A 24,716-nucleotide genomic window follows, 5' to 3' on the forward strand; every position below is an offset into this window, starting at 1 on the left:
TTTTGCCAGAGGCCCAAGATCAATAGACAGTTGCCAGAAACACGGGACAGTGTCGGCTTCAATGCAGAACCTGCGATTGGGTTTTTGCCGGCGAACCGATGACAAGATTATTCGCGCAGCCGGTTTATCCCGCGCTGCGTTTTTCGTGCGTGCCAAATCAGAGCCCGCAGGAAACTTGCCTGGAGGGGGAGAACTTTTGCGAAAAGCCCGAGTCTATGTTTGCAAGTCTGGTCGTTTAGTTATGCAAGCCTCCTCCATGCTTATCGAGGAGTGTTCATGCTAACCCAGGAAGAGGATCAGCAGCTGGTCGAGCGCGTTCAGCGTGGCGACAAGCGAGCTTTCGATCTGCTGGTGCTGAAATATCAGCACAAAATTCTCGGGTTGATCGTGCGTTTTGTGCACGACACCCATGAAGCCCAGGATGTGGCTCAGGAAGCCTTTATCAAGGCGTACCGAGCATTAGGAAACTTTCGCGGAGATAGCGCGTTCTATACGTGGCTTTACCGTATTGCCATCAACACGGCAAAAAACTATCTGGTTTCACGCGGCCGCCGGCCGCCGGATAGTGATGTAAGTTCTGAAGACGCAGAGTTCTACGATGGCGATCATGGCCTCAAGGATCTCGAATCACCGGAACGCGCGTTGCTGCGGGATGAGATCGAAGGCACCGTCCATCGAACCATTCAGCAACTGCCAGAGGATTTGCGTACGGCGTTAACTTTACGTGAATTCGATGGTCTGAGTTACGAGGACATTGCGAGTGTCATGCAGTGTCCGGTGGGTACCGTGCGCTCCCGGATTTTCCGCGCTCGGGAGGCCATCGATAAAGCCCTGCAGCCGTTGTTGCAGGAAAACTGAGACAGCGGCGACAGCCAAGAGAGGAACGCCATGAGTCGTGAAGCCCTGCAGGAATCGCTGTCCGCAGTGATGGATAACGAAGCGGACGAATTGGAATTGCGTCGAGTGATCAATGCACTGGACGATGTTGAAACCCGTGAGACCTGGGCCCGTTACCAGATCGCCCGGGCAGCCATGCACAAGGACCTGCTGCTTCCGCGTCTGGACATCGCTGCGGCAGTCTCTGCTGCGCTGGAAGACGAAACGGCTCCAGCCAAAGTATCCCGTGGTCCATGGCGTAACCTCGGTCGTCTGGCCGTTGCCGCTTCGGTGACCGTTGCCGTACTGGCCGGTGTTCGTCTGTACAACCAGGACGAAATCGCGGGTGTCGAGTTGGCTCAGCAGTCCAATCAGCCTTCGCTGGTAGCACCGCAAGCCAAAGGCCCTGCAGTGCTGGCAGGCTATAAGGAAAGCTCGGAAACCACCGGTCCGATGGCCAATGGCGTTCTGCAAGGTCAGCCAGGCTGGCATGATCAGCGTCTGCCAGGTTATCTGCGCCAGCATGCCCAGCAGGCTGCACTGAAAGGTACTGAAAGCGCCTTGCCTTATGCGCGTGCAGCAAGCATGGAAAACCGTTAAGGAGGATCATGCGCGCCATACCTTTACTTTCGCTTCTGCTCAGTGGCTGGTTCGTTGTTCCAGCCCACGCTGATGAGGCCCAGGACTGGTTGAACCGTCTGGGCCAGGCCGAACAGCAGCAAAGCTTTCAAGGCACCTTCGTTTACGAGCGTAACGGTAGTTTTTCTACCCATAACATCTGGCATCGTGTCCAGAACGGTCAGGTTCGTGAGCGCCTGGTTCAGCTGGACGGTTCGGCACAGGAAGTGGTGCGCATTGATGGGCATACTCAATGTGTCAGTGGCACTCTGATTGCGGGGTTGGGAGACTCTTCCAACTCGACCGCTCGTGCGTTTGATCCCCAAAAGCTGAAAAACTGGTATGACCTTGCTGTCATCGGCAAGTCGCGCGTGGCCGGGCGGGATGCGGTTATCGTATCGCTGACGCCGCGAGACCAGCATCGCTATGGTTTCGAGCTTCATCTGGACAAACAGACCGCTCTGCCGCTTAAGTCACTGCTGCTCAATGACAAGGGGCAGTTGCTCGAGCGTTTCCAGTTCACCAGCCTTGATACCGCTGAGGTCCCGTCGGATAAAGATTTGCAGGCGGGCACCGATTGCAAGGCCATCACCTTGGACAGTGACAAAGCGTCTGCCGTGAAGACGGCTCAGGTCTGGCATTCGGACTGGCTGCCTCCGGGGTTCGTGCTGACCAGCAGTACCTCGCACAAAGATCCGGAAACCAAGACTCAGGTCAACAGCCTGATGTATGACGACGGTCTGGCGCGTTTCTCGGTGTTCCTGGAGCCACTCAACGGTGCGACAGTGACTGACACCCGCACGCAGTTGGGGCCGACTGTTGCCGTTTCTCGCCGCCTCACCACGCCCGAGGGTGAGATGATGGTCACGGTGGTCGGAGAAATTCCAATTGGCACAGCTGAACGCATTGCTTTGTCGATGCGCAATGATGGCGCTGCAACCAGCAAGCAGTGAGCTGATTTCAGTCATTTCCACCTCTTCGTCGAGACGTAGATGAAATGTTTGCTCAGCATTTTCATTTGCAAATCACCCGAAAGTTTTTTATAGGTCAGAGCCTCACGGCTCTGGCCTTGTCTGTTGTTCCCGGAACAAAAATACCGGCCCGCGGTTCCCGGTGTTCCTTGCTCCATATCGCTTAACCCTGCTCGTCGTAACGGGAGCTGTATGTCGATACTTAGCTTGAAGTCTTATCTCTCCATTTTCGCCACCGTGCTGGTGCTGGGTCAGGCTGTCCCCGCTGTCCAGGCGGCCGACTTGCCTGACTTCACCCAACTGGTTGAACAGGCCTCGCCTGCGGTGGTGAACATCAGTACCACGCAGAAACTGCCGGATCGCAAGGTGAACCAGCAGATGCCTGACCTGGAAGGCTTGCCGCCGATGTTGCGCGAGTTCTTCGAGCGTGGCATGCCGCCTCAGCAGCGTTCGCCGCGCGGCGACCGTCAGCGTGAAGCACAATCGCTGGGTTCGGGCTTCATCATTTCTTCGGATGGCTACATCCTGACCAACAACCATGTGATTGCCGATGCCGACGAAATCCTCGTGCGTCTGGCAGATCGCAGTGAAATGAAAGCCAAGCTGATCGGCACCGATCCGCGCTCCGACGTGGCCCTGCTGAAAATCGATGGCAAGGATCTGCCGGTGCTCAAACTCGGCAAGTCTCAGGACCTGAAAGCCGGTCAGTGGGTGGTGGCGATCGGGTCGCCGTTCGGCTTTGACCACACCGTGACCCAAGGCATTGTCAGCGCCGTTGGCCGTAGCCTGCCGAACGAAAACTACGTGCCATTCATCCAGACTGACGTGCCGATCAACCCGGGTAACTCCGGTGGCCCGCTGTTCAACCTGAACGGTGAAGTGGTAGGGATCAACTCGCAGATCTACACCCGTTCCGGTGGCTTCATGGGCGTGTCGTTCGCCATCCCGATCGACGTGGCGATGGACGTTTCCAATCAGCTGAAAAGCGGTGGCAAGGTCAGCCGCGGCTGGCTGGGCGTGGTTATTCAGGAAGTAAACAAGGATCTGGCTGAATCGTTCGGTCTTGATAAGCCGGCCGGAGCGCTGGTTGCGCAGATTCAGGATGACGGTCCGGCAGCCAAGGGTGGCTTGCAAGTGGGTGACGTGATCCTGAGCATGAACGGTCAGCCGATCGTCATGTCCGCTGACCTGCCACATCTGGTTGGTGCACTTAAGGCAGGCGCCAAGGCCAACCTCGAAGTGATTCGTGACGGCAAGCGCAAGAATGTCGAGCTGACTGTCGGCGCGATTCCTGATGAGGACAAAGAGCTGGCAGCACTGCCGAAGTCCGGTGCGGAAAGCAGCAGCAATCGCCTCGGCGTTTCGGTGGCGGAACTGACCGCTGAGCAGAAGAAAACCTACGACCTCAAGGGCGGTGTGGTGATCAAGGAGGTTCAGGATGGTCCTGCGGCGCTGATCGGTCTGCAGCCGGGTGACGTGATCACGCACCTGAACAACCAGGCCATTGGCTCTACCAAAGAGTTCGGCGAGATCGCCAAGGCGCTGCCGAAGAACCGTTCAGTGTCGATGCGCGTTCTGCGCGAAGGTCGCGCGAGTTTCATCACCTTCAAACTGGCTGAATAATCAGGTTGCAGTGAAATAAGAAACCGCCTCGAAAGAGGCGGTTTTTTTATGCCTGAAACTTTTATGTCGCTGATGAACACTTAGCCCATCATGTCCTTGATCATGCGTTCCTGCTCCATCAGTTCACGCTGGCGCGCATCGATTCGCGAGGACAGCGGGAAGTTGCTGCCCGCCTTGCGTTTGGCAAAATCGAGCTGCTGGATCGCCTGACGATAGTCCCCCACCAGCGCAAAGTATTCGGCGCGAGCCTGATGCAGGCCGATGATATTGCCGGACAGGCCACGAGTTTCAGCGACCTGATACCACACGTCCGGATCGTTCGGACGAGATTTGAGCAAGCTGTCGAGGGCTTTTTCCGCGTCGGCGGTGCGATTCTGTTTCAGCAACAGATCGACACGAACCTGATTCAGCGGGTAATTGCCCGGGTATTGCGTGAGCATCCGGTCAACCCGGGTTTGCGCGTCCGGCAGGCGGTTGTTGGTGATGTCCAGGTCGATCTGCGCGAGGTTGTAGATGATCTCGTTGGGCGACTTGGCCAGCAATTGCTTGAGGTTCTCCCGCGCTTCATTGAGCTGACCACCCTTGATCTGGGCGATTGCCAGGCCATAGCGCGCCACGTCGTTCTTCGGGTTCTCGTCCAGTTGTGCGCGGAAGCGCTTGGCCCCCAGTCCCGGTGTTTCTTCGTAGATCAACTGAACGCGGGCGCGGATCAACTGATAGCGCATGCTGTCTTCAATGCCGCCGGCTGGCGCTTGTTCTGCGCGGTTACGGGTGTCAGCGATACGCGACTCGGTTACCGGGTGAGTCAGCAGAAATTCCGGCGGCTTGGCGTCGAAGCGGTACTGGCGCATCAGGCGTTCGAACATGGTCGGCATCGAGCGCGGGTCGTATCCGGCCTTTTCCAGGTTGAGGATGCCAATACGGTCGGCTTCCTGTTCGTTCTGGCGCGAGAAGGTACGTTGCGATTGAATGGCTGCTGCTTGACTGCCGGCAATGGTCGCGATCCCGGCATCACCACCACCGGCAGCGGCAATCACGATGCCAGCCAGTAGCGCCGCCATCATCGGTACCTGCATCCGTTGCGAAGCTTCGACGCCGCGAGCAAAGTGACGTTGCGACAAGTGAGCCAGTTCGTGAGCCAGTACCGAGGCATATTCGCCTTCGGTCTGCGCATTGAGGAACAGCCCGCCGTTGACCCCGACCACGCCACCTGGCGCCGCGAAGGCGTTGAGTTGCGGGCTGTTGATCAGGATGAATTCCAGGCGGCGGTCAGTTACCTGGCTGGTTTCCACCAGCTTGTAGACGCTGGACTCGACGTAGTCCTTGAGTTGCGGATCGTTGAGTTGTGCAACCTGACTGCGCAACATCGCCAGCCAGGCGCGGCCCAGCTGGTATTCCTGTTGCGGTGAGACAATGGCAGAACTGGCGTCGCCAAGTGACGGCAGATCGTCGGCAAAGCCCGGTGAGGCGAGCAGGCAAGCGAGCGTCAACAGGGTAGGGCGCAGAAATGTCATGCACAAAGCCTTAGAAGACAAAGACCTTACTGTAGCCGGACACCGGGCCCGCGACCAGATATTCTAGGCCGCTCGACCATCTGAACCGGAGTGACGCAATGACTGACGCTGTAGCCCATGATTGTGAACTGGACGCCAGTGGCCTGAATTGCCCGTTGCCGTTGCTCAAGGCCAAAATGGAGCTCAATAAGCTGCCCAGCGGCGCCATACTCAGGGTAATCGCCACGGACGCGGGCTCGCAGCGCGACTTCCGCACCTTTGCCCGTTTGGCCGGTCATACGCTGCTGCGCGAAGAAGACGAAGCAGGCGTTTACCGTTACTGGTTGAAAAAAGCCTGACCCCCCCCGCGTAAAAGACCTAGGGATTATTGATGTTCAAAGTGTTACGCGACTGGATTCAGCGCTATTTTTCCGACGAAGAAGCGGTGGTGCTGGCAGTGCTGCTGTTTCTCGCCTTCACCGCAGTGCTCACGCTCGGTGGCATGCTCGCGCCGGTACTGGCGGGGATGGTGCTGGCGTACCTGATGCAGGGGCTGGTGCTTGCTCTTGAGCGTATGCGCGTGCCCGGTGCGGCGGCGGTGGGCCTGGTGTTTGCGCTGTTCATGGGCGTGTTGCTGGTGTTTATCGTGGTGGTGTTGCCGCTGCTCTGGCATCAGTTGATCACGTTGTTCAACGAACTGCCGGGCATGCTCGCCAAATGGCAGTCGCTGCTGCTGTTGCTGCCCGAGCGCTATCCGCACCTGGTCTCGGATGAGCAGGTGCTGCAGGCCATCGAAGCCGCGCGTGGTGAAATCGGCAAATTCGGGCAGTGGGCGCTGACCTTTTCGCTGTCGAGCCTGCCGCTGCTGGTCAATATCATGATCTATCTGGTGCTGGTGCCGATCCTGGTGTTTTTCTTTCTCAAGGATCGGGCCATGATCGGCGAGTGGGTGCGCGGCTATCTGCCTCGCGAGCGGGCGCTGATCACCCGGGTCGCGCAGGAGATGAACCGGCAGATTGCCAACTACATTCGTGGCAAGGTTATCGAAATCGTGATCTGCGGCGGCGTGACCTACATCGCCTTCGTCGCCCTCGGCCTTAACTATGCGGCGCTGCTGGCGTTGCTGGTCGGGGTGTCGGTGGTCGTGCCGTACGTCGGTGCGGTGGTGGTGACCGTACCGGTGCTGCTGATCGCGCTATTCCAATGGGGCTGGAGCGATCAGTTCATTTATCTGATGGCGGTCTACGGAATCATTCAGACGCTGGATGGCAACGTGCTGGTGCCTTTGCTGTTTTCCGAGGCGGTCAACCTGCACCCCGTGGCCATCATCTGCGCGGTGCTGTTGTTTGGCGGGTTGTGGGGCTTCTGGGGCGTGTTCTTTGCGATTCCGCTGGCGACGCTGTTCAAGGCCGTGCTGGATGCATGGCCGCGTAAGGAGCCTGTGGTGGCTCCGTTACTATAAAAGCCAAAAGATCGCAGCCTGCGGCAGCTCCTACAGGGAAACACATTCCAATGTAGGAGCTGCCGCAGGCTGCGATCTTTTGATCTTCAGGCTTTATTCAGCGCCTGAGCCGCAGCCAGTACCGCATCCACATGCCCCGGCACTTTCACGCCGCGCCATTCCTGACGCAGCACACCGTTTTTGTCGATCAGAAACGTGCTGCGATCGACGCCCAGGTATTCCTTGCCGTACAGCTTCTTCAACTTGATCACGTCGAACAGCTGGCAGACCGCTTCGTCCTTGTCGCTGATCAGCTCGAACGGAAACTCCTGCTTGCACTTGAAGTTCTCGTGGGACTTCAGGCTGTCGCGGGAAATACCGAAGATCTCCGTGTTGGCAGCCTGAAACGCCGCATACTGGTCACGAAAGCCCTGGCCTTCGGTGGTGCAGCCCGGGGTGCTGTCCTTCGGATAGAAGTAGATCACCACTTGCTTGCCCTTCAAGGCAGACAGGCTGATGGTCTGCCCGCTGGTGGCAGGTGCTTCGAAATCCGCAACCGGTTGGTCGATGACAACGGCCATGAAAGCTTCCTTACATTGGGTTTTGGGGGCGCCAAGGTTCGATCAGCGCGTCCAGGTTCATTGCGTCGGCGAAGTCCAGGAACTGGTCGCGCAGCCAACTGATCTGGGTGCCGGCCGGCAGCGTTACGGTGAACGTGGCGTTGAGCATGGTGCCGCCGGTCTGCGGGGCCTGATAGGTGTCGCAGGTCAGGTTTTCCAGCTCGACGTTGTGGTCCATGAAAAACTGGCACAGCTCATTGATGATGTCCGGGCGATACGCCGAGCTGACATAAGCTACATAAGGCAGTGCTTGCGGACGATTTTCCAGCGCCGCACTGCGTACCACGTTGACGGTGAAGGCGTGGCGCTTGGCCAGGGTCGGCAGGCTGCCTTCAAGGCGGGCCAGCGCGTCCCAGCTACCGGAAACTTCCAGCACCAGGGCACTGCACTCGCCGTGGCGGGTCAGGCGGGACGTGACGACGGCGCAGCGATTTTCATGGCTGGCGCGGCACAGGACGTTAGTCAGCTCCATGGGGTTGGCGCCAAGGGCACTGATGACAAGGAATTGTTCGCGAACTGTGGGGGTGGACATGCAGCATTCCTAAAGCGATGAGCGGTCGGTAGGTCGATGGGCGTTGGCCGTCGGGATGCGTCTGCGCGTGCCCGTTCAGAAAGCCTCGGAACCTGGCTCGCAATTCGCTCCAATAAAGGCGGAACGTGCAACTGCGACCCTGGAACGGGGCCTGGGAGGCCGAAAGGGGAGGCTGGTACCCGGCGTACAAGCTGATCTGTACCGATCAAAGTCTGAAGGGTAGCGAAAACCGACGCCAAGGGGAATGGCGGCGCAGTACTTCGCTTGTGCAAGCATCTTGGCGCCAGTACCATTACCGCTCTCTTTTTCCGGCAGGAGCGGTTTCATGATTGCGGGCAGTATGGTGGCACTGGTCACTCCCATGGATGCACAAGGGCGTCTTGACTGGGACAGCCTCAGCAAACTCGTGGACTTCCATCTCAAGAACGGCACCCATGCCATCGTCGCGGTCGGTACTACCGGCGAGTCGGCGACCCTTGATGTAGAAGAACACATCGCCGTCATCAAAGCCGTGGTCAAACAGGTAGCCGGGCGCATTCCGGTGATCGCCGGTACCGGCGCCAACTCGACCCGCGAAGCCGTCGAGCTGACCCGCAATGCCAAGGAAGCCGGCGCCGACGCCTGCCTGCTGGTCGTGCCGTACTACAACAAGCCGACCCAGGAAGGCCTGTACCAGCACTTCAAGCACATTGCCGAAGCCGTCGACATTCCACAGATTCTCTACAACGTTCCCGGCCGCACCTCCTGCGACATGCAGGCCGAGACGGTGATTCGCCTGTCCACCGTGCCGAACATCATCGGCATCAAGGAAGCCACCGGTGACCTGAAACGCGCCAAAGCCATCATCGACGGCGTGAGCAAGGACTTCATCGTGCTGTCCGGCGATGATCCGACCGCGGTCGAGCTGATCCTGCTGGGTGGCAAAGGCAATATCTCCGTAACAGCCAACGTCGCCCCGCGCGAAATGGCTGACCTGTGCGAGGCCGCGTTGAAAGGCGACGCCGATACCGCACGGGCAATCAATGAAAAACTGATGCCGCTGCACAAGGACCTGTTCATCGAAGCCAACCCGATTCCGGTGAAGTGGGCTTTGGTTGAAATGGGCCTGATGCACGAAGGCATCCGCCTGCCGCTGACCTGGCTGAGCGCTCCTTGTCATGAAACGCTTCGCACGGCCCTGCGCCAGTGCAGCGTCCTGGTTTAATTGAGGAAGTACAACGCATGAAGCGAATGGCCGGACTTTCCGCACTTGCCTTGATTATCTCCAGCACCAGTGGCTGCGGATGGGTCTGGGGCCCGGAAGGTTATTTCCGTGACCGTGGTAGCGATTACCTGGAAGCGCAACAGACTGCACCGATGCAATTGCCACCGAATGTCAGCACCTCCAAGCGTCTTGATCCACTGTTGCCGATTCCGCGCAACGTGGCCGATGACACTGCCAAGGGCGAATACGTGGTGCCGCGTCCACAACCGCTGACCGCGATTGCCGATGCAACCGACTACTCGCTGCAGAAGAGCGGTGACTCGCGTTGGGTCGTGGCCCAGCACCCACCGGCCGAAGTCTGGCCAGTGGCGGTGCAGTTCTTCCAGGACAACGGTTTCCGTCTGGATGAACAGCGTCCGCAAACCGGTGAATTCACCACCACCTGGCAGCATTCCGACGAGCTGTCCGCCGCCATGGCCAAGCGCCTGAGCGCAGCGGGTGTCGCCGCCGACAGCGAAACCCGCGTGCGGGTGCGCATCGAGCCAGGCGTGCAGCGCAACACCAGTGAAATCTACGTGGTCAGCGCCGAGCGTCCTGCAGGCAGCACCGCTGACGTCGATTTCACCAACCGTTCGGTCAACACTGGCCTGGACGCAGCGCTGGTCGACGACATGCTGGCGAGCATGAGCCGGACATCCGAGAAGGGTGGTTCGGTGTCGATGCTGGCTTCGCGTGATTTCGATACCCCAAGCCGTGTCAGCCTCAGCGAAGACGGCAGCGGCAACCCGGTGTTGAACGTCGGTCCGGATCTGGATCGTGCCTGGTCGAGCGTCGGTCGTGCGTTGGAGCAAGGTCAATGGCGAGTTGAGGACATCAACCGCAGCCTGGGTCTGTATTACATCAACCTGGCCGAAAAAGCCGAGAAGAAGGACGAGAAGCCTGGTTTCTTCAGCAGCCTGTTCGGCAGTGCGCCGACCAAGGAAGAAGTTGAAGCCCGCGCCGAGCGTTATCAGGTGCGCCTGAGCAAGGTCGGCGAAAACGTTCAGGTAACCGTCGAGAAGAACATCAACACCGTTGCGCCGGCCGATGTGGCCCGCAAAGTGTTGAGCGTGATTCAGGACAACCTGGGCTGATCACATGCGCTTTGCCGTTCTCGGCAGCGGTAGCCAAGGGAACGGCACGCTGATCGCCAGCGCTGATACGTATGTGCTGGTGGATTGTGGTTTTTCCCTGCGGGAAACCGAAAAACGCCTGTTGCGCCTGGGTGTGAATCCGGCGCAGCTGAGCGCGATACTCGTAACCCACGAACATGCCGACCACGTGCATGGCGTGGGTTTGCTGTCTCGGCGCTACAATCTGCCGGTCTACCTCAGTCGCGGCACACTGCGCGGGATGCGCAAACCGATCGAACCCGCAGGCTTTCTCGCCGGCGGCGAGCAGTTGCAGATCGGCGCACTGAACATCGGGGTCATTGCCGTGGCCCATGATGCGCAAGAGCCGACTCAGTATGTATTCAGTGACAACGAGCAGCGGCGCTTCGGCCTGCTGACCGACCTGGGTTCCTACTGCGAACGGGTGCTGGACGGTTATCGGGATCTCGATGCATTGATGATCGAGTCCAACCATTGCCGCGACATGCTGGCACGTGGTCATTACCCGCACTTTCTCAAGCAGCGGGTGGGCGGCGAGCTGGGACATTTGAACAACCATCAGGCGGCATTCCTGGTGGCCGAGTTGGGGTGGCAGGGCTTGCAGCATCTGGTTCTCGCCCACCTGAGCAGCAAGAACAACCTGCCGCAGCTGGCCCGGCAATGTTTTGTCGACACTCTCGGGTGCGACCCGGACTGGCTGCAACTGGCCGATCAAGATTCAGGGCTCGACTGGCGCCATATCGCCTAGCCCATCTACTTAGCAAGCGGAGCCCATCATGGAAAAACGTGAAGAACTCTACCGCGGCAAAGCCAAATCGGTTTACAAGACCGATGACGCTGACCGCTTGATCCTGCTGTTTCGCAACGACACCTCGGCGTTCGACGGCAAGCGCATCGAGCAGCTCGACCGCAAAGGCATGGTGAACAACAAGTTCAACGCCTTCATCATGCAAAAACTCGAAGCGGCCGGCATCCCGACCCAATTCGACAAGCTGCTGGGCGACAACGAGTGCCTGGTGAAGAAGCTGGACATGATCCCGGTCGAGTGCGTCGTGCGTAACTACGCTGCCGGCAGCCTGGTAAAACGTCTGGGCGTCGAAGAGGGCATGAAGCTCAACCCGTATACCTTCGAACTGTTCCTGAAGGACGACGCCAAGGGCGACCCGTTCATCAACGAATCCCACGTCGTGGCATTCGGCTGGGGCACCGCCGAGCAACTGGCGCGCATGAAAGAACTGTCGCTGAAGGTCAACGAAGTCCTGAGCAAACTGTTCGACGACGCAGGCCTCTTGCTGGTGGACTTCAAGCTTGAGTTCGGCGTGTTCAGCGACGGTTCTATCGTCCTGGGCGACGAGTTCAGCCCGGACGGCTGCCGTCTGTGGGACAAGGACACCAAGAAGAAGATGGACAAAGACCGCTTCCGCCAGGGCCTCGGTGACGTCATCGAAGCTTACGAAGAAGTCGCCAATCGTCTGGGTGTACCGCTTTAATCGACGCAAGCATCTGATAGCACGGAGAAAATTTTCGAAAGAGGGTTTGCTTTCGGCAGAAGTGTTGTTATGATGCGCGCCGTTGGAGAGATGCCAGAGTGGCCGAATGGGACGGATTCGAAATCCGTTGTACCTTCACCGGTACCTAGGGTTCGAATCCCTATCTCTCCGCCATTATTAAAAAACCTTTGTAAATCAATGAGTTACGAAGGTGAAAAAGCAGCGATTTGTAGCAGTAGTTTGTAGCAATTTTTTGCCAAACTGCAGTGACCAAGTCGCTGTTTTTTTTCGTCTGTACTTTTTTCATTTGGCGATTAAATCCTACCTTCACGCCTCATTAGCCAGCACCCTGTGTGACAGCCTTATGGTGCGAAAGAGCGAGGTTCGTCTCGCTTTGCACAGCACGCGAGCAGTTGTGCGTTAGAAGCTCTTAGATTGTGACGTAGCCCTCTTCATAAACCTTTGGGGTGGTGCGGTCGTGAATTAACGAAAGTAGGGCTTGCCATCTGTGATGAGCGAAGGGAGGATGCTGCAAGGCACATCGCCATCATGGAAGGGACGCACAAAATGCCGTATCAGTATCGAATCATCTGCTTGGCAAATTCTCGTAAGCTCAGTGGCCGCTGTGTGGCTGGTAAGGTGACAACGGGAGACTACACAGGGGCTTGGCTGCGTCCCATTGGCACCACTGCAACACATGAAATCACTGAGCGAGATCGTGAGTATCAGGACGGCACCACGGCTCAAAAACTGGATGTTATCGACATCACCTTCACGAATACCGCCCCTGCGGGTTTCCAGCGTGAGAACCATATCATTGATGACACCATTTATTGGGAGAAAGCGGGCCAAATGGTTGTCAATGACCTTGCAGGGATTGCGGATGCTCCAGATACCCTATGGGAGAATGGCAATCACAGCTATTCAGGTGTGAACGATAGGGTGTCTGTTGAGCACCTGACTGAACCCCGTCAGAGCCTTTACCTCATTCAGCCGCAGAACGTCACCTTCAAGGTCAGTGCCGAGGGAGCCCAATTTGGTAATCCGAAACGTGTTGTACGAGCCAAGTTTACCTATAACCGCATTCAGTATGCTCTGACCGTCACAGATCCAGAGACAGAGCAACACTACAAGGCCCAGCAAGATGGCGAGTACGCGGCTAACGTAAGCTATTTCACCATTAGCCTAGGTGAACCTTACAACGGAGATGCTTATAAATTGGTCGCCGCAGTATTCTAAGGGGTAAAAATGAAGATTTTCACAATAGGTTTTACGGAGAAAAAAGCAGAACGTTTTTTCGCCTTGATAAAATTATCAGGCACAAAGCGGGTTGTTGACGTTCGATTGAATAATATTTCACAGCTCTCAGGATTTGCAAAAAGAGACGACTTGAAATATTTCCTAAAAGAATTATGCGACGTTGACTACGTGCATTTGCCAGAATTGGCACCCACGAAAGAAATTTTGTCGCCATACCAGAAAAAGGAAATTTCTTGGCAGCAATATGAGGATGAATTTCTAAATCTGATGGCAAAGCGAAATATTGAAAAGCACGTAAAACCAGACATCATTGACGAAGGGTGCTTGCTTTGCAGTGAGCATCAGCCGCACCAGTGTCATCGAAGGCTGGTTGCAAATTATCTCAAGCAAGCGTGGGATCAATCTGATGCGGTTGTCAAAGATTTAATATGAGTAAAGATGCAAAGGTCTTAATTGCTTATCCTATCGACTTCCTTTCATATTCGAAATTTGAAAGGAAAGTCGATAAAATTATCAGCTCTCTTGAAAAGGTAGAGCTGATTTTCGTATCTGATGAAAATAGTTTCATCGAAAAGTATTCACAGTCAAAGGGGCTGACAGCAATCCCGTTTGGCTCAGACAAAGAAGCATTGAAGGAAGTCACACACGCTATTCTTTTTCAAGATGAAGAAAGAAACTGTTTCTTTATGCTCGATAATGATTTACGAGAAAAAGAAATACCCACAAGAATTATAAATTTAAAAATCACCAAAGTATCTAATAAAGATAATGGTGATAGTTATGATGTTTACATCGGTCGGGGAACCCTGTGGGGCAATCCCTACCAGATGGGTAAAGAAGGCACACGTGACGAAGTTATAGCCAAGTTTGCTTATGATTTCGAAAAACGTTTTTTGAAATTACCCGAAAAATTTGATGAAAACATCGAAAAGCTCAGAGGTAAGACGCTCGGTTGTCACTGCAAGCCTGCAGCGTGTCATGGTGATGTCATCGCCAACTATCTCAACTCCCAAGACGATGGCAAATGACTCGGTAACTCTACGGTTGTCGATTTCCAAAGGCAAAACAGGGCTGGTTTATTTTCGCTGTAAGTCCGTTCGTTGAAAGAATAATCTTTTCCCATTTCCGCTTCCTGCTTCCTGCTCCCAGTTTCCGGTTGCTTCTCTGATGCAACGATCTCTCACATCAGTTCCAGTGCTGGGTCTATCAGCTCGATGAGCCCAGCGTTGTTGCTGGGCTTTTTCGTGTTTGGGAGGCGTCAGGTAAGGCAGTCGCTATTTTTCAGCGTTGGGTGTCGTCCATCCTGGCCTTGGTATGACAGTTTTCACCACATCATCAATCACCGCTTTGCTCATAGCGGTCAGGTAATAGGCTGCCCAAGCATAACGGTCAGTGTCTCTTATGAACGCTGCATCTTCTGCAAAGGACTTGGCGAGCGCTAATAAATCAGAGGCCTGTGACAGAGCTTCGCTAATGGGGACGCCAGCGCTGACATGGAACAATGGGTTATCTGAACAGTAGATGAAAGGGGTGAGACCGATGGTTTTTTCTTCTGGGATTTCGGTCATTTTCCATCTCCGTTGATTGAGATGATCAAATCTTTTTTGTATCGGGAAAACAGCTGCATTGTGGAACTCCTTGACGTCAGTGAACTGCCACTTTTCGTTTCCAAGCGAATGGGTGGCAGCTGTACGCAGGTTGGAAACCGGGAGTCAAGGAGACCGGCACGCCCGAAGGCGTCCCACGCACAGCCGCCATAACACAAACTCGCGTTCGAAAAGAACGCCAGTGTTGTGAGCGGTGATTGCGTGACTCGACGGGTTTCCAAGCCCGATCGCTGAATGTGCAGCGATGCTTGGAGACTATCCCGCCGAAATGCAGGCCAACAAGGTTGAGGCCTGACGAAAAACGCACGTAGTGTATGTTCGCACGCAAGTCGCGGATTTTGCCTACAACCTCAGTGAGAGTCACTCGATTATTCTGGCAACCATTCTAGTTGAGCACGCAGGACTACATCATGAGATTGATGAGCTACAACGGCTATTTCGCCCGGTATGAGTACAGCCACGCAGACTGCTTGTTCGTTGGCCACATCTTCGGAATAAAGGACGTTGTGGGGTTTCATGGCGATTCAGTTAATGAGCTTCGAGCAGCATTTGAAGAAGCTGTCACTGATTATCTGAATACTCGTGTGGCGTGTAACGGGGTGGAATCCCGATCCTGAACTTTATTCATAGAAAATGCCCTACAGGACCTAGCCTGCGGGGCTTTTTTGTTTCTGCGGGGTTTATCGAACGCCCGCCTCAGTCACTCACGGCTGCGAGTGCCCCAGTTTCTGTTTGATCAGGTCATACAGTTCCTTGTGCGTCGAGTTGCGCAGCGTGTTGTCCTTGCAAGCTGTGGTCAGGAAGGTTCTCACTTCATCCTTGGCGTGCGGGTAGAGGCTGACGACGTAGTCGGCTTCGTGCGTTTGGGTGCAGTTGAAGTGCTTGTCGTCTTTCGCTTTGTCTCTCGCCATGGTGCAGCTCCTTTTTTGGGGTGAATGTTATGTGGCGCAACAGGGGCTGAATGGCCCCGTACGCTGAACAGCGTAGGGGCGCAAAAGTGCTTCGCCAGTGGTGCAGGAAAAAAAGGAAGAGGCTGTAGGAAACCGCGCTATAGCGACTGGTGGGGTCAGATTTCCTTCACTGGCGTTTCGCCCTGCACACCCTTGATCAACTCGATCACATGCAAACAATCCGCCTTGTTCACATACGACTCGCCACTGGCAATCGTCTCGTGGTTGCCCGCCCTCAGCCGCCAGCGCCATTGGCCTTTGCCGGTGCTCGGGGTGCCTCGGGATTGCCTGTAGATCTCGAAATACATTCAGTTCGCTCCTTGCGATGGTGTTTGCGACAACCTGTGTGTCGCATCGACGCAAGCCTAGCGGAGCGAGTTTTTTTCGCTATCGGGCATTTGTTTCCAATCGTTGGCAGATGTTTCTGAGGAGTGCGGACTAGAGCGTGCGCAATGGCGTCTGGATTGGCCGGAATGTCGCCAATTGCGCCTTGCAAGGCTAACGGCGCTACTGCTTAATACGGGACGGCTCATGGCGTTGAAAATGTTTCGACGACCGACAAACACTATAAAAAGAGCATTCCCTTGACTGAGCATGGAACAGCACAGGCCACACGGGTCACGTTATCGCTGGTTGTCCCGGTTTTTAACGAGGAGGACAGTCTCGACGCGTTCATTCGGCGCATTGATGAAGTCTTCCGGCACCAGACCTCGATTGCTCTGGAACTGTTGTTCGTCAATGACGGCAGTACCGATGCCACGCTTGAGGGGCTGCTGGAACGTCAGCAGCACGACGCGCGTTTGCGCATCGTCGACCTGAGCCGCAATTTCGGCAAGGAGGCCGCCTTGTCCGCTGGCCTGCAGATCGCCACCGGGCAGATCATTGTCCCCATCGATGCCGACCTGCAGGACCCGCCCGAAGTCATTCTGCAAATGATCGAGCGCTGGCGCGAAGGCTATGAAGTCGTGCTCGGCCATCGCATCAGTCGCCGCAGCGACACCTGGGCCAAGCAGACTTCCGCCCACTGGTTCTATCGCCTGCACAACAAGATTGCCGAGCAACCGCTGCCGGAAAACGTCGGTGATTTCCGTCTGATGGACCGTTGCGTGGTCGACGCCTTGCTGACCTTGCCCGAGTCCCGGCGCTTCATGAAGGGCATGTTTGCCTGGGTGGGGTTTCGCACCACCCATGTGGATTACGAGCGGCCCGAGCGCGTGGCAGGGCAGAGCAAGTTCAACGGCTGGCGGCTGTGGAATTTTGCCCTCGAGGGCATCACCAGTTTCAGTACCGAACCGCTGCGAATCTGGACTTACATCGGCGCGGTGGTCTCGCTGGTATCGTTTGCCTTCGCCATTTTTATTGTGGTGCGCACACTGATCCACGGCATCGACATGCCCGGTTATGCCTCGTTGATGGTAGCCGTGACGTTCCTCGGTGGCCTGCAGTTGATCGGCATCGGCGTACTCGGCGAGTACCTGGGGCGCACTTACATCGAATCCAAACGCCGGCCGGTTTTTCTGGTGCGTCGCGTCTATGACCCCAAGGACTGATACATGGATCTCAAGGAAACCGACATCCTCGGCGACAGCATCGGCGAGCATTGGTATTACTGCTCCAAAGCGGCGGCAACGCGTCGTCTGCTCGGTGAGGCACCGATCACGCGGATTCTCGACGTGGGCGCCGGATCGGGTTTTTTTTCGCATCATCTGTTGACCCAAACCTCGGCGCAGGAGGCGTGGTGCGTCGATATCAGCTACCCAGCCGATTCTGATGCAAGCACTGCCGGCAAACCGGTGCATTATCGTCGCGATATCGAAGCCGTCGACGCGGACCTGGTGCTGCTGATGGACGTGCTGGAGCATGTCGACGACGACCTCGGCCTGCTCAAGGCTTACGTCGATAAAGTGCCGTCCGGCAGCCGTTTCCTGATGACCGTGCCGGCGTTCCAGTTTCTGTGGAGCGGGCATGACGACTTCCTCGAACACAAACGCCGCTACACCCTGGCGCAGTTTGAAGCCCTGGCCCGTGACGCCGGCTTGACTGTGCAGCGCGGTGCCTACTATTTCGGCGCGGTGTTTCCGATCGCGGCGGTCTTGCGTTTGCTGCCCCAAGGCCCGCAGGCCGCCGCGCCGCAGTCTCAACTCAAGCGTCATCATCCGTTGGTCAACGGCGTGCTCAAGACCCTCTGCCGCCTTGAACTGCCGCTGATGCGGATGAACCGTCTGGCTGGTCTGAGCGTGTTTGTGCTGGCGTGCAAACCGTGACTTCAGCCGACCGATCGGCGTTGATCCAGCGCGGTTTGCGCTTTGCCGTGACCGGGCTGTTCGTCACCGCGCTGCATGCGCTGGTGGCGGTGCTGTTCATCAACTTCGTGGCCCCGCAACCGCCGTTGGCCAACGGTGTGGCATTCGCTGTGGCTACGGTGGTGTCCTACGTGATCAACACCACCTGGAGTTTCTCCGCGCGGCTGCATGGCAGAACATTGGTGCGGTTCATGCTGGTGTCCTTCGGCGGGTTCTTGCTGGCGATGTTCGTTGCGTGGGCAGCGCAATTGGCTGGACTGCACTATTTGCTGGGCATCGGTGCCGTGGCACTGATCATTCCGGCGTTCACCTTTGTGCTGCACAATTTCTGGACGTATCGATGAAAGGCTTGAACAAGCATCCGGCCTTGGCGCTGTTGCCGCTCCTGCTGGGAGCGCTGGCGTTTTTTCTGGTAATCGGCCCGCGTGCCCTTGATCCGCAAAACATTGCCTGGCTCAAGGACGGCGACCCGGCGACGCATTACCTGGGCTGGGTGTTCTTCCGCCATTCTCCATGGTCCTTTCCGCTCGGGCTGAATCCGTCCTATGGAATGGAGTTGGGCAGTGCGATCATTTTTTCCGATTCCAATCCGCTGCTGGCGTTGCTGTTCAAGCCGTTCGGTGCGTGGCTGCCGGAAACATTCCAGTACTTCGGCATGTGGTTGTTGCTGTGTTTCGTTCTGCAGGCCTGGTTTGCCTGGAAGCTGCTCGGCTTGATCACCGACAACCCCGTGTTGCGCCTGCTCGGCACAGGGCTCCTGGTGTTTTCGCCGCCGATGTTTCTGCGTACCGGTGGACATCTTTCGCTGGTCGGGCACTTCCTGATTCTCGCGGCGTTGTATCTGGCACTCCACCCGGCACTCGAGCGCCGACGTTTGGCGTGGGCAGCATTGCTCGCCGTGACGGCATTGGTTCACGCTTACCTGTTGGGCATGGTGGCGCTGATCTGGGTCGCGGATCTGTTTGGCAAGTTGTGGGCTGGCAAGCTGACGCGCCGTCAGGTCTTTATCGAGCTGGGCGGCTTGTTCGTGCTGGTGAGCGTGTGCTGCTGGCAGGCGGGTTATTTCAGTATTACCGATGGCGCGGCGGGCGGCGGTTTCGGCTTTTATCGAATGAACTTGTTGTCGCTGGTGGATCCAGACGGTTGGTCATTTGTCTTGCCGGGCATCCCCAAGGGCGCAGGCGATTACGAAGGTTTCAACTACCTGGGGCTGGGTGTCCTGTTGCTGCTGCCGCTGGCCGCTATCGGCTGGTACAAAAGTGGTATCTCGTTGAAGGCTTTGTTGTGCAGTCGCCCGTCCTTGTTGCTGGCGTTGATCGGATTAACGCTGTTCGCGCTGTCGAACCAGATCGGATTCGGCCTGCAGACGTTCAGCTATCTGCTGCCAGAATTCGTGCTGCGTGCAGCGAGTATTTTTCGTGCCTCGGGTCGGATGTTCTGGCCGGTGTTTTACGCCATCGTGATATTGCTGACTTATCTGGTGGTGCGCGGCTATCGAACGCGAGTCGCCATGGGGCTGCTGGCGCTGGCGTTAATGGTGCAAGTCACCGACACCCGGATTGCCTGGGCAGGTTTGAGAGCAGCGAAAATGCTGCCCGAAGCGTCGGCCTGGGCCAGCCCGATGCATGATCCGTTCTGGGCCAGTGCGGCGGCGCACTACAAGAGCATCCGTGCCGTGATGCCGAAAAATCAACCGGACCAGTGGCAGGCGATTGCCGATTTCGCCGCCACCCATGGGCTGGAAACCGACGCGGCTTACCTGGGGCGTACGAGCCCCAAGGCGCTGGACAAGCTGTCGCTCACGACGCAAAGCCAACTCGCCAGCGGCCAGTACGACAGCGATTCGCTGTACATCCTCGATGACGACGCGCTGGAGTTGGCGGTCAAGAGCATCCACAGCGAAACCGATCTGTTGACCCGCGTCGACGACTTTGTCGTGCTGGCCCCGGGCTGGAAACACTGTAATGACTGTCTGGCGATGGTCGATCAGGGGCGTGCGCTGTCGGCGATACCCTTGAGCCAGCCGGGGCTGGTGCAGACGTTCAACCGCAGCACTCGGCAACTGGTCAAAGGCTGGTCCACACCGGAAGCCTGGGGCACCTGGAGTGACGGACAGGATGCGCAACTGCTGCTGCGCGTGGCCCCCGGGTCGCATGCGCTGGTGATTGAGGCGCTGGCGTTTGCCATGCCGCCGAACCTCAGTCAGCGGGTGATCGTCAGCATCAATGGCGTCGAGGCGCTGTCGACGCGTCTGACCCAGGTGCAGGGCAATCGGCTGGAAATTCCGCTCAGCGCGGCGCAGGTCGTCGAGGAGTATCTGAATGTCCAGCTGCATCTGCCAGATGCGGTCAGCCCGAAAAAACTCGGGTTCAATGACGATGCGCGAGTCATGGGGCTGGGATTGCAAACCCTGACGGTGCAGTGAAATTGTCGAACAAACCGCCAATCGTCTGATAGACGCCGATCCCAAGGACTTCATACACTGCCAGCAGTCTGGGGATCGGGGGCAATGGATGAATCGAAATGAATTACGCAAGGCCGACATCAACCTGATGGTGGTGTTCGAGACCTTGATGCTCGAACGCAACGTCACCCGGGCGGCAGAGAAGCTGTTTCTCGGCCAGCCGACCATTAGCTCGGCCCTCAATCGCTTGCGCGCGATGTTCAATGACCCGCTGTTCATCCGCGTCGGCCATCGCATGGAACCGACCGCCCGCGCCGAAGAGTTGTTCAGGTATCTGTCGCCGGCGCTCGACTCGCTGTCGGTGGCGCTGAGCCTGACCCACGACTTCGACCCCGCGGTGAGCAACATGACGTTCCGGATCGGCCTGTCCGATGATGTCGAGTTCGGCCTGTTGCCGCCGCTGTTGCGGGCACTGCGCCAGGAGGCGCCGAGCGTGGTGTTCGTGGTGCAACACGTCGACTACTGGCGCATTCCCGATCTGCTGGCGGCCGGCGACATTACCGTCGGCATCAGCCAGACCCGTGGCTTGCCGGCCAATGCCAAACGCAAGCTGCTGCGGCATATCCAGCCGAGCATCCTGCGTGCCGACGCCTCGGATTCGCCGCTGACCCTCGACGAATACTGTTCACGCCCGCACGTACTGGTGTCGCACACGGCCAACATCAGCGGTTATGCCGATGAGTGGCTGGCGGAAATCGGCCGCACCCGGCATGTGGTGCTGTCGGTGCCGCAATACAGTGCGCTGCCGGCGTTGCTCGCCGGTACCGACCTGATCGCCAGCCTGCCGGACTATACCGCCGAAGCCATGGCGGCTTCTGGTCGACTGTTCAAAGAACCGTTCCCGTTCAAGACCCCGATGCTGGACCTGTCGATGGTCTGGCTCAGCCATGTCGACAGCGATCCGGCCGAACGCTGGCTGCGTTCGCGGCTTGAGGCATTCATGAGCGAACGGCCACTGACCGCGCCCTGAATCCCACCACAAATCTCCCCTGTGGGAGCGAGCCTGCTCGCGAAAGCGCAGTATCAGACAACATTGATGTGACTGACACGCCCTCATCGCGAGCAGGCAAAAAACCGCGCGGGAGCTGGGCAGTGCTGTGATATATGTACGACCTTTCTGCCGACTGACTGGAGCACCGCATGCCACATCTGCACATGGAATACACCGCCAACCTGCCGCAACTGAACGCGGATGTGGCGTTGATCCGTCTCAACAACACGCTGGTGGGGTCTGGTCAGTTCGCGGCGGAGTTCGATATCAAGAGCCGGGCGGTGAAGGTCGAGACTTTCAAGGTGGGCACCGGCATGGGCGAACGCGCCTTTGTCCACGTGAAACTGGCGCTGCTCAGCGGTCGTTCGCCGCAAATCAAGAAGCAGCTCTCGGAAAGTCTGTTGGCGGTGTTGCAGGATCTGTGCGAGTGGCCGGCCGGGGTTGAAGTGCAGCTCTGTGTGGAGTTGCTCGATATCGACCGCGATTCCTACACCAAGACCGCCATCGGCGTGTAGGACTCAGGCCGCTTCCAGCTCATTGCAGACCTTGATGACCTGCTCGCGCAGCCAGACGTTGGCGCTGTCCTGATCGGCGTTCTGGCTCCATTGCATGTCGAGGGTGAACCCCGGCAGGCCGTTCGGCGCTTCGCAGTGATTGAACACCGCGTCGTTGGTCAGCAGACGCTGGATACGCCGGGGCAGGGTGAGGATGAAGTCGGTGCCGGTGATCATTTTCAGGGCCGCGCTGTAGCTGTTGGAACGGGCGACGATTTGCCGTTTCTGCGCCTGACGGGCCAGCCAGCCATCGACCATGTTGGTGCTGGACGTCCACGGTGTCGGGAACACATGGCGCCGCTCGGTGAAGGCCTGCAGGCTCAGGCGCGGTTCCAGCGGCGTGGCGCGTTTGTCGAAGACGCAGACCAGATCGTCTTCCAGCAGCATTCGCGACTTGAGGTCGGTGTGGCTGCGGTGGAAGTTGGGGCCGAAACAGATGACCAGATCGAGGCTGCCTTCGCGCAGTTCGTCGGCGGGTACGTCGGTCTCGAACTTGTGCATGTTGACCACCACCGGCAAATCGTCGAAGTCGAAACGCTTCAACAGGCGTGGCAACACCAGTTGCTCGAAGTATTCCGGCGCACAGATGTTGAAGGTTTTCGCTTGGTGGGTCGGGTCGAAGGCCGGGGCACCGGCATGGCACAGGTTGATGCTTTCGAGAATTTTCTGCACATGGCCGTACATGGTGCCGGCCTTGTAGGTGGGGCGCATGCCCGTGCGGGTGTTGATGAACAGATCGTCTTCGAAACTGGTGCGCAATTTTTTCAGGCAGTAGCTGACAGTGGACTGGCTGACGCACAGCGTCTCCGAGACATCCGTGACGCTGCTTTGCTCATACACGGCGATAAACACCATGAGGTCCTGCATGTCGAGCTTTCGAAGCAAGTTACTGTTCAGCATCCGTTCCGTCTCGCTGTGCTCCTTGCGCTGAATCCGCGCAAACGTGTGCGCATGATCGTAACGGAACGATGGTGCCAGGACAAAGCCTTGTAGGACGATTCAATGTCAGTTGTGGGACAGAAAGTTTTAGCAACACGACGTCGCCAGATAAACCGTAAAAAGATGGCAAGAAGCCTCTACCCCGGCGATGGTATCTGGCTTCAGCGGATGTGTCGGGCGTATTGCCGAGGGTCGAAACGCAGCACGATCAGCAACATCACCACCATTACCGCAGTCAGCGACCACCAGGCCCATTCGAAGCTGCCGAGCCGGTCGCGGATCATTCCGGCCAGCAGCGGCGAAAGCCCGGCGATCAAGTAGCCGATACCTTGCACGAATGCGGTCAGGCCGCCGGCGCGCTGCGGGTTGTCGAGATGATCGAGCGAGACGATCAGGCTCATCGGAAAGAGTCCGCCAATGCCCAGCCCCAACAGGCACGGCCACAGCAGGCTGAGGTGTTGCGGACTGAGGATCAACCCGCAGAAGCCTGCGATGATCAGCAGCAGTAAAGCTGCGAGGACCGCGCGACGATCGCGGCTGCGGTTGGCGATAGCTGGCGTCAGCAGCCCGGAAATCACCTCCATGGCGGTCAGAAAACCCAGTAGTAGCCCGGCATCCTGTTCGCTCCAGCCTTGTTCCACGTAGTACGGCGCCAGCCAGGCGAGTACGCAGGTGTAGGACGCCGTGCCGAGGCCGAAAAAGATGGCAAGCAGCCAGGCACGGGTATTTCGCGCGAAGGATTCTTTTCCTGCAGCGGTGTTCTGGATGGATGACGAGGGCGACTGCGTCCACCAGACCAGCAACGCGAGCAAAGAAAGTGCCGCCCAGATCGCCAGCCCGGTACGCCAGCTGCCGGACTGCACCAGCACCAGCGGCGACAACGAGGCGGCCAGGGCGGCGCCGCCCATGATCGACGTGACATACAGGCCCATGCACAGCGCCACATGGTCGGGGAAGCGTGACTTGATCAGCACCGGCATCAAGGCTTGAATCAAGGCAATGCCAATCCCCGCCAGCACCGCGCTGCCAATTAACGGCGGCGCCGAATCGAGCCACAGCCGCGACAGCGTCGCCAGCCCGATAATCAGCAGCGACAGGATCACCGCGCGTTGCTCGCCCAAACGTCGACCGATGCCAATACCAAAAAACATCGCCAGTCCCATCGCCATCACCGGCAGCATGGTCAGCAGCGAAGCCAGGCTGAAACTCAGTGCAATGTCGCCGCGTATGGCCGACAGCAAGGGACCGACGGCGGCCATGGACGGGCGCAGATTCAGCGCGACGAGGATGATCCCGAACATCAGCCAGACAGCGAGGCGGGTGGTGGTGCGGACGTTTTCCATCGGCAGACTCTGGATTGCGGAGGCTGCTGATTAGGCGGTGCGGCGCACGTATCGGCAAATCAGATTTCCCCGGTACTATTTAAAAACTAAATATCACTCTCCCCATGTAGGAGCTGCCGAAGGCTGCGATCTTTTGATCTTGATCTTGAAAAACAAAATCAAAAGATCGCAGCCTTCGGCAGCTCCTACAGGGTGAGGTTCGGATTCCTCTTGTTGACCACGCTGTCAGACTATTCTTTATCTCTGGCAGGATATTTCGTTACAGCTCTGGTCCTGCGCAGGCGCG

Annotated in this window: 27 protein-coding genes, 1 tRNA gene and 1 pseudogene; 21 read left to right on the top strand and 8 right to left on the bottom strand. The window is 57.4% G+C overall.

Annotated features, from left to right (window positions below):
• The first annotated feature begins 276 nt into the window (after positions 1 to 276).
• The 4 genes from rpoE (at position 277) to L6D63_RS25545 (ending at position 4,088) form a co-directional block, all read left to right on the top strand.
• Positions 277 to 858 carry an RNA polymerase sigma factor RpoE/AlgU gene (rpoE, locus tag L6D63_RS25530; protein ID WP_003172477.1) on the top strand — a complete coding sequence of 194 codons (582 nt, stop codon included), beginning with the start codon at positions 277 to 279 and terminating at the stop codon, positions 856 to 858.
• A 30-nt stretch (positions 859 to 888) separates the two neighbouring features.
• Positions 889 to 1,476, top strand: coding sequence for a sigma-E factor negative regulatory protein (locus tag L6D63_RS25535; RefSeq protein WP_041070379.1), 588 nt, complete (start codon positions 889 to 891; stop codon positions 1,474 to 1,476).
• Positions 1,477 to 1,484: 8 nt separating this feature from the next.
• Positions 1,485 to 2,447, top strand: coding sequence for a MucB/RseB C-terminal domain-containing protein (locus L6D63_RS25540; RefSeq protein ID WP_131669944.1), 963 nt, complete (start codon positions 1,485 to 1,487; stop codon positions 2,445 to 2,447).
• Between the two features lie 210 nt (positions 2,448 to 2,657).
• Positions 2,658 to 4,088 carry a DegQ family serine endoprotease gene (locus L6D63_RS25545; protein ID WP_047292288.1) on the top strand — a complete coding sequence of 477 codons (1,431 nt, stop codon included), beginning with the start codon at positions 2,658 to 2,660 and terminating at the stop codon, positions 4,086 to 4,088.
• A gap of 80 nt (positions 4,089 to 4,168) precedes the next feature.
• On the opposite strand, the gene L6D63_RS25550 is transcribed toward L6D63_RS25545, so the two are convergent.
• Positions 4,169 to 5,602 (bottom strand): M48 family metalloprotease, encoded by a 1,434-nt coding sequence (locus L6D63_RS25550; protein ID WP_041070373.1) that lies wholly within the window; start codon positions 5,600 to 5,602, stop codon positions 4,169 to 4,171.
• A gap of 98 nt (positions 5,603 to 5,700) precedes the next feature.
• On the opposite strand from L6D63_RS25550, the gene L6D63_RS25555 reads away from it, so the two are divergent.
• Both L6D63_RS25555 and L6D63_RS25560 read left to right on the top strand, forming a co-directional pair.
• The gene (locus L6D63_RS25555; RefSeq protein ID WP_236170452.1) at positions 5,701 to 5,940 is read left to right on the top strand and encodes a sulfurtransferase TusA family protein; all 240 of its coding nucleotides are present in this window, start codon (positions 5,701 to 5,703) and stop codon (positions 5,938 to 5,940) included.
• Between the two features lie 32 nt (positions 5,941 to 5,972).
• The gene (locus tag L6D63_RS25560) at positions 5,973 to 7,043 is read left to right on the top strand and encodes an AI-2E family transporter (protein WP_027614463.1); all 1,071 of its coding nucleotides are present in this window, start codon (positions 5,973 to 5,975) and stop codon (positions 7,041 to 7,043) included.
• Between the two features lie 86 nt (positions 7,044 to 7,129).
• Here the strand turns inward: L6D63_RS25560 and L6D63_RS25565 are convergent, their stop codons facing one another.
• Positions 7,130 to 7,603, bottom strand: coding sequence for a peroxiredoxin (locus L6D63_RS25565; RefSeq protein ID WP_047292290.1), 474 nt, complete (start codon positions 7,601 to 7,603; stop codon positions 7,130 to 7,132).
• A 10-nt stretch (positions 7,604 to 7,613) separates the two neighbouring features.
• Positions 7,614 to 8,174: a glycine cleavage system transcriptional repressor gene (locus L6D63_RS25570; protein ID WP_047292291.1), complete on the bottom strand. Its 561-nt coding sequence runs from the start codon at positions 8,172 to 8,174 to the stop codon at positions 7,614 to 7,616.
• Positions 8,175 to 8,499: 325 nt separating this feature from the next.
• Between L6D63_RS25570 and dapA the strand changes: the two genes are divergently transcribed.
• From dapA to L6D63_RS25610, 8 genes are all read left to right on the top strand, one after another.
• Positions 8,500 to 9,378 carry a 4-hydroxy-tetrahydrodipicolinate synthase gene (gene dapA, locus L6D63_RS25575; RefSeq protein WP_047292292.1) on the top strand — a complete coding sequence of 293 codons (879 nt, stop codon included), beginning with the start codon at positions 8,500 to 8,502 and terminating at the stop codon, positions 9,376 to 9,378.
• Between the two features lie 17 nt (positions 9,379 to 9,395).
• Entirely contained in the window at positions 9,396 to 10,511 is a 1,116-nt protein-coding gene (bamC, locus tag L6D63_RS25580) for an outer membrane protein assembly factor BamC (RefSeq protein ID WP_095667291.1), read from the top strand.
• Between the two features lie 4 nt (positions 10,512 to 10,515).
• Positions 10,516 to 11,277, top strand: coding sequence for an MBL fold metallo-hydrolase (locus tag L6D63_RS25585; RefSeq protein ID WP_047292293.1), 762 nt, complete (start codon positions 10,516 to 10,518; stop codon positions 11,275 to 11,277).
• 28 nt (positions 11,278 to 11,305) lie between these two features.
• Positions 11,306 to 12,019, top strand: coding sequence for a phosphoribosylaminoimidazolesuccinocarboxamide synthase (purC, locus tag L6D63_RS25590; protein ID WP_007963288.1), 714 nt, complete (start codon positions 11,306 to 11,308; stop codon positions 12,017 to 12,019).
• Positions 12,020 to 12,103: 84 nt separating this feature from the next.
• Positions 12,104 to 12,193, top strand: a tRNA-Ser gene (locus tag L6D63_RS25595).
• A gap of 375 nt (positions 12,194 to 12,568) precedes the next feature.
• On the top strand, positions 12,569 to 13,258 hold the full coding sequence (locus L6D63_RS25600) for a dual OB domain-containing protein (protein WP_131669946.1): 690 nt from the start codon (positions 12,569 to 12,571) through the stop codon (positions 13,256 to 13,258).
• 9 nt (positions 13,259 to 13,267) lie between these two features.
• Positions 13,268 to 13,711, top strand: a complete 444-nt coding sequence (locus L6D63_RS25605; RefSeq protein ID WP_131669947.1) for a DUF488 domain-containing protein — start codon at positions 13,268 to 13,270, stop codon at positions 13,709 to 13,711.
• On the top strand, positions 13,708 to 14,307 hold the full coding sequence (locus tag L6D63_RS25610) for a DUF4326 domain-containing protein (RefSeq protein ID WP_131669948.1): 600 nt from the start codon (positions 13,708 to 13,710) through the stop codon (positions 14,305 to 14,307). Before L6D63_RS25605 ends, L6D63_RS25610 begins: the two co-directional genes overlap by 4 nt.
• A gap of 246 nt (positions 14,308 to 14,553) precedes the next feature.
• Here L6D63_RS25610 and L6D63_RS25615 read toward each other — a convergent pair whose 3' ends face one another.
• Positions 14,554 to 14,847 (bottom strand): DUF3077 domain-containing protein, encoded by a 294-nt coding sequence (locus L6D63_RS25615; protein ID WP_131669949.1) that lies wholly within the window; start codon positions 14,845 to 14,847, stop codon positions 14,554 to 14,556.
• Between the two features lie 449 nt (positions 14,848 to 15,296).
• Here L6D63_RS25615 and L6D63_RS28680 point away from each other — a divergent pair.
• A pseudogene (locus tag L6D63_RS28680) lies at positions 15,297 to 15,467 on the top strand (toxin-antitoxin system HicB family antitoxin); the annotation flags it as partial.
• Positions 15,468 to 15,590: 123 nt separating this feature from the next.
• Here the strand turns inward: L6D63_RS28680 and L6D63_RS25620 are convergent.
• Together L6D63_RS25620 and L6D63_RS25625 are read right to left on the bottom strand one after the other, a co-directional pair.
• Positions 15,591 to 15,797: a hypothetical protein gene (locus tag L6D63_RS25620; protein ID WP_131669951.1), complete on the bottom strand. Its 207-nt coding sequence runs from the start codon at positions 15,795 to 15,797 to the stop codon at positions 15,591 to 15,593.
• 155 nt (positions 15,798 to 15,952) lie between these two features.
• Positions 15,953 to 16,144 (bottom strand): YegP family protein, encoded by a 192-nt coding sequence (locus tag L6D63_RS25625; RefSeq protein ID WP_007963291.1) that lies wholly within the window; start codon positions 16,142 to 16,144, stop codon positions 15,953 to 15,955.
• A gap of 276 nt (positions 16,145 to 16,420) precedes the next feature.
• Between L6D63_RS25625 and L6D63_RS25630 the strand changes: the two genes are divergently transcribed.
• The 6 genes from L6D63_RS25630 to L6D63_RS25655 all read left to right on the top strand — a co-directional run bounded on the left by L6D63_RS25630 (position 16,421) and on the right by L6D63_RS25655 (position 22,109).
• Positions 16,421 to 17,386: a glycosyltransferase family 2 protein gene (locus tag L6D63_RS25630; protein WP_131669952.1), complete on the top strand. Its 966-nt coding sequence runs from the start codon at positions 16,421 to 16,423 to the stop codon at positions 17,384 to 17,386.
• Between the two features lie 3 nt (positions 17,387 to 17,389).
• Complete coding sequence (locus tag L6D63_RS25635; protein WP_047292295.1) at positions 17,390 to 18,100, top strand: class I SAM-dependent methyltransferase; 711 nt, start codon at positions 17,390 to 17,392, stop codon at positions 18,098 to 18,100.
• A complete protein-coding gene (locus L6D63_RS25640) occupies positions 18,097 to 18,483 on the top strand; it encodes a GtrA family protein (RefSeq protein WP_095667243.1) in 387 nt (128 codons plus the stop codon). Before L6D63_RS25635 ends, L6D63_RS25640 begins: the two co-directional genes overlap by 4 nt.
• The gene (locus L6D63_RS25645; protein ID WP_236170453.1) at positions 18,480 to 20,564 is read left to right on the top strand and encodes a DUF6311 domain-containing protein; all 2,085 of its coding nucleotides are present in this window, start codon (positions 18,480 to 18,482) and stop codon (positions 20,562 to 20,564) included. The genes L6D63_RS25640 and L6D63_RS25645 overlap by 4 nt, the downstream gene beginning before the upstream one ends.
• An 88-nt stretch (positions 20,565 to 20,652) precedes the next feature.
• Positions 20,653 to 21,573, top strand: a complete 921-nt coding sequence (locus L6D63_RS25650; protein ID WP_041070352.1) for a LysR substrate-binding domain-containing protein — start codon at positions 20,653 to 20,655, stop codon at positions 21,571 to 21,573.
• Between the two features lie 170 nt (positions 21,574 to 21,743).
• Positions 21,744 to 22,109, top strand: a complete 366-nt coding sequence (locus L6D63_RS25655; protein WP_041070350.1) for a 5-carboxymethyl-2-hydroxymuconate Delta-isomerase — start codon at positions 21,744 to 21,746, stop codon at positions 22,107 to 22,109.
• 3 nt (positions 22,110 to 22,112) lie between these two features.
• Here L6D63_RS25655 and L6D63_RS25660 read toward each other — a convergent pair whose 3' ends face one another.
• Positions 22,113 to 23,048, bottom strand: a complete 936-nt coding sequence (locus tag L6D63_RS25660) for a LysR family transcriptional regulator (protein WP_047292301.1) — start codon at positions 23,046 to 23,048, stop codon at positions 22,113 to 22,115.
• 200 nt (positions 23,049 to 23,248) lie between these two features.
• Positions 23,249 to 24,430 (bottom strand): cyanate transporter, encoded by a 1,182-nt coding sequence (locus tag L6D63_RS25665; RefSeq protein WP_131669954.1) that lies wholly within the window; start codon positions 24,428 to 24,430, stop codon positions 23,249 to 23,251.
• Positions 24,431 to 24,716 lie beyond the last annotated feature (286 nt).

It is taken from the genome of Pseudomonas parakoreensis, assembly GCF_021602155.1.
GTDB lineage: Bacteria > Pseudomonadota > Gammaproteobacteria > Pseudomonadales > Pseudomonadaceae > Aquipseudomonas > Aquipseudomonas parakoreensis.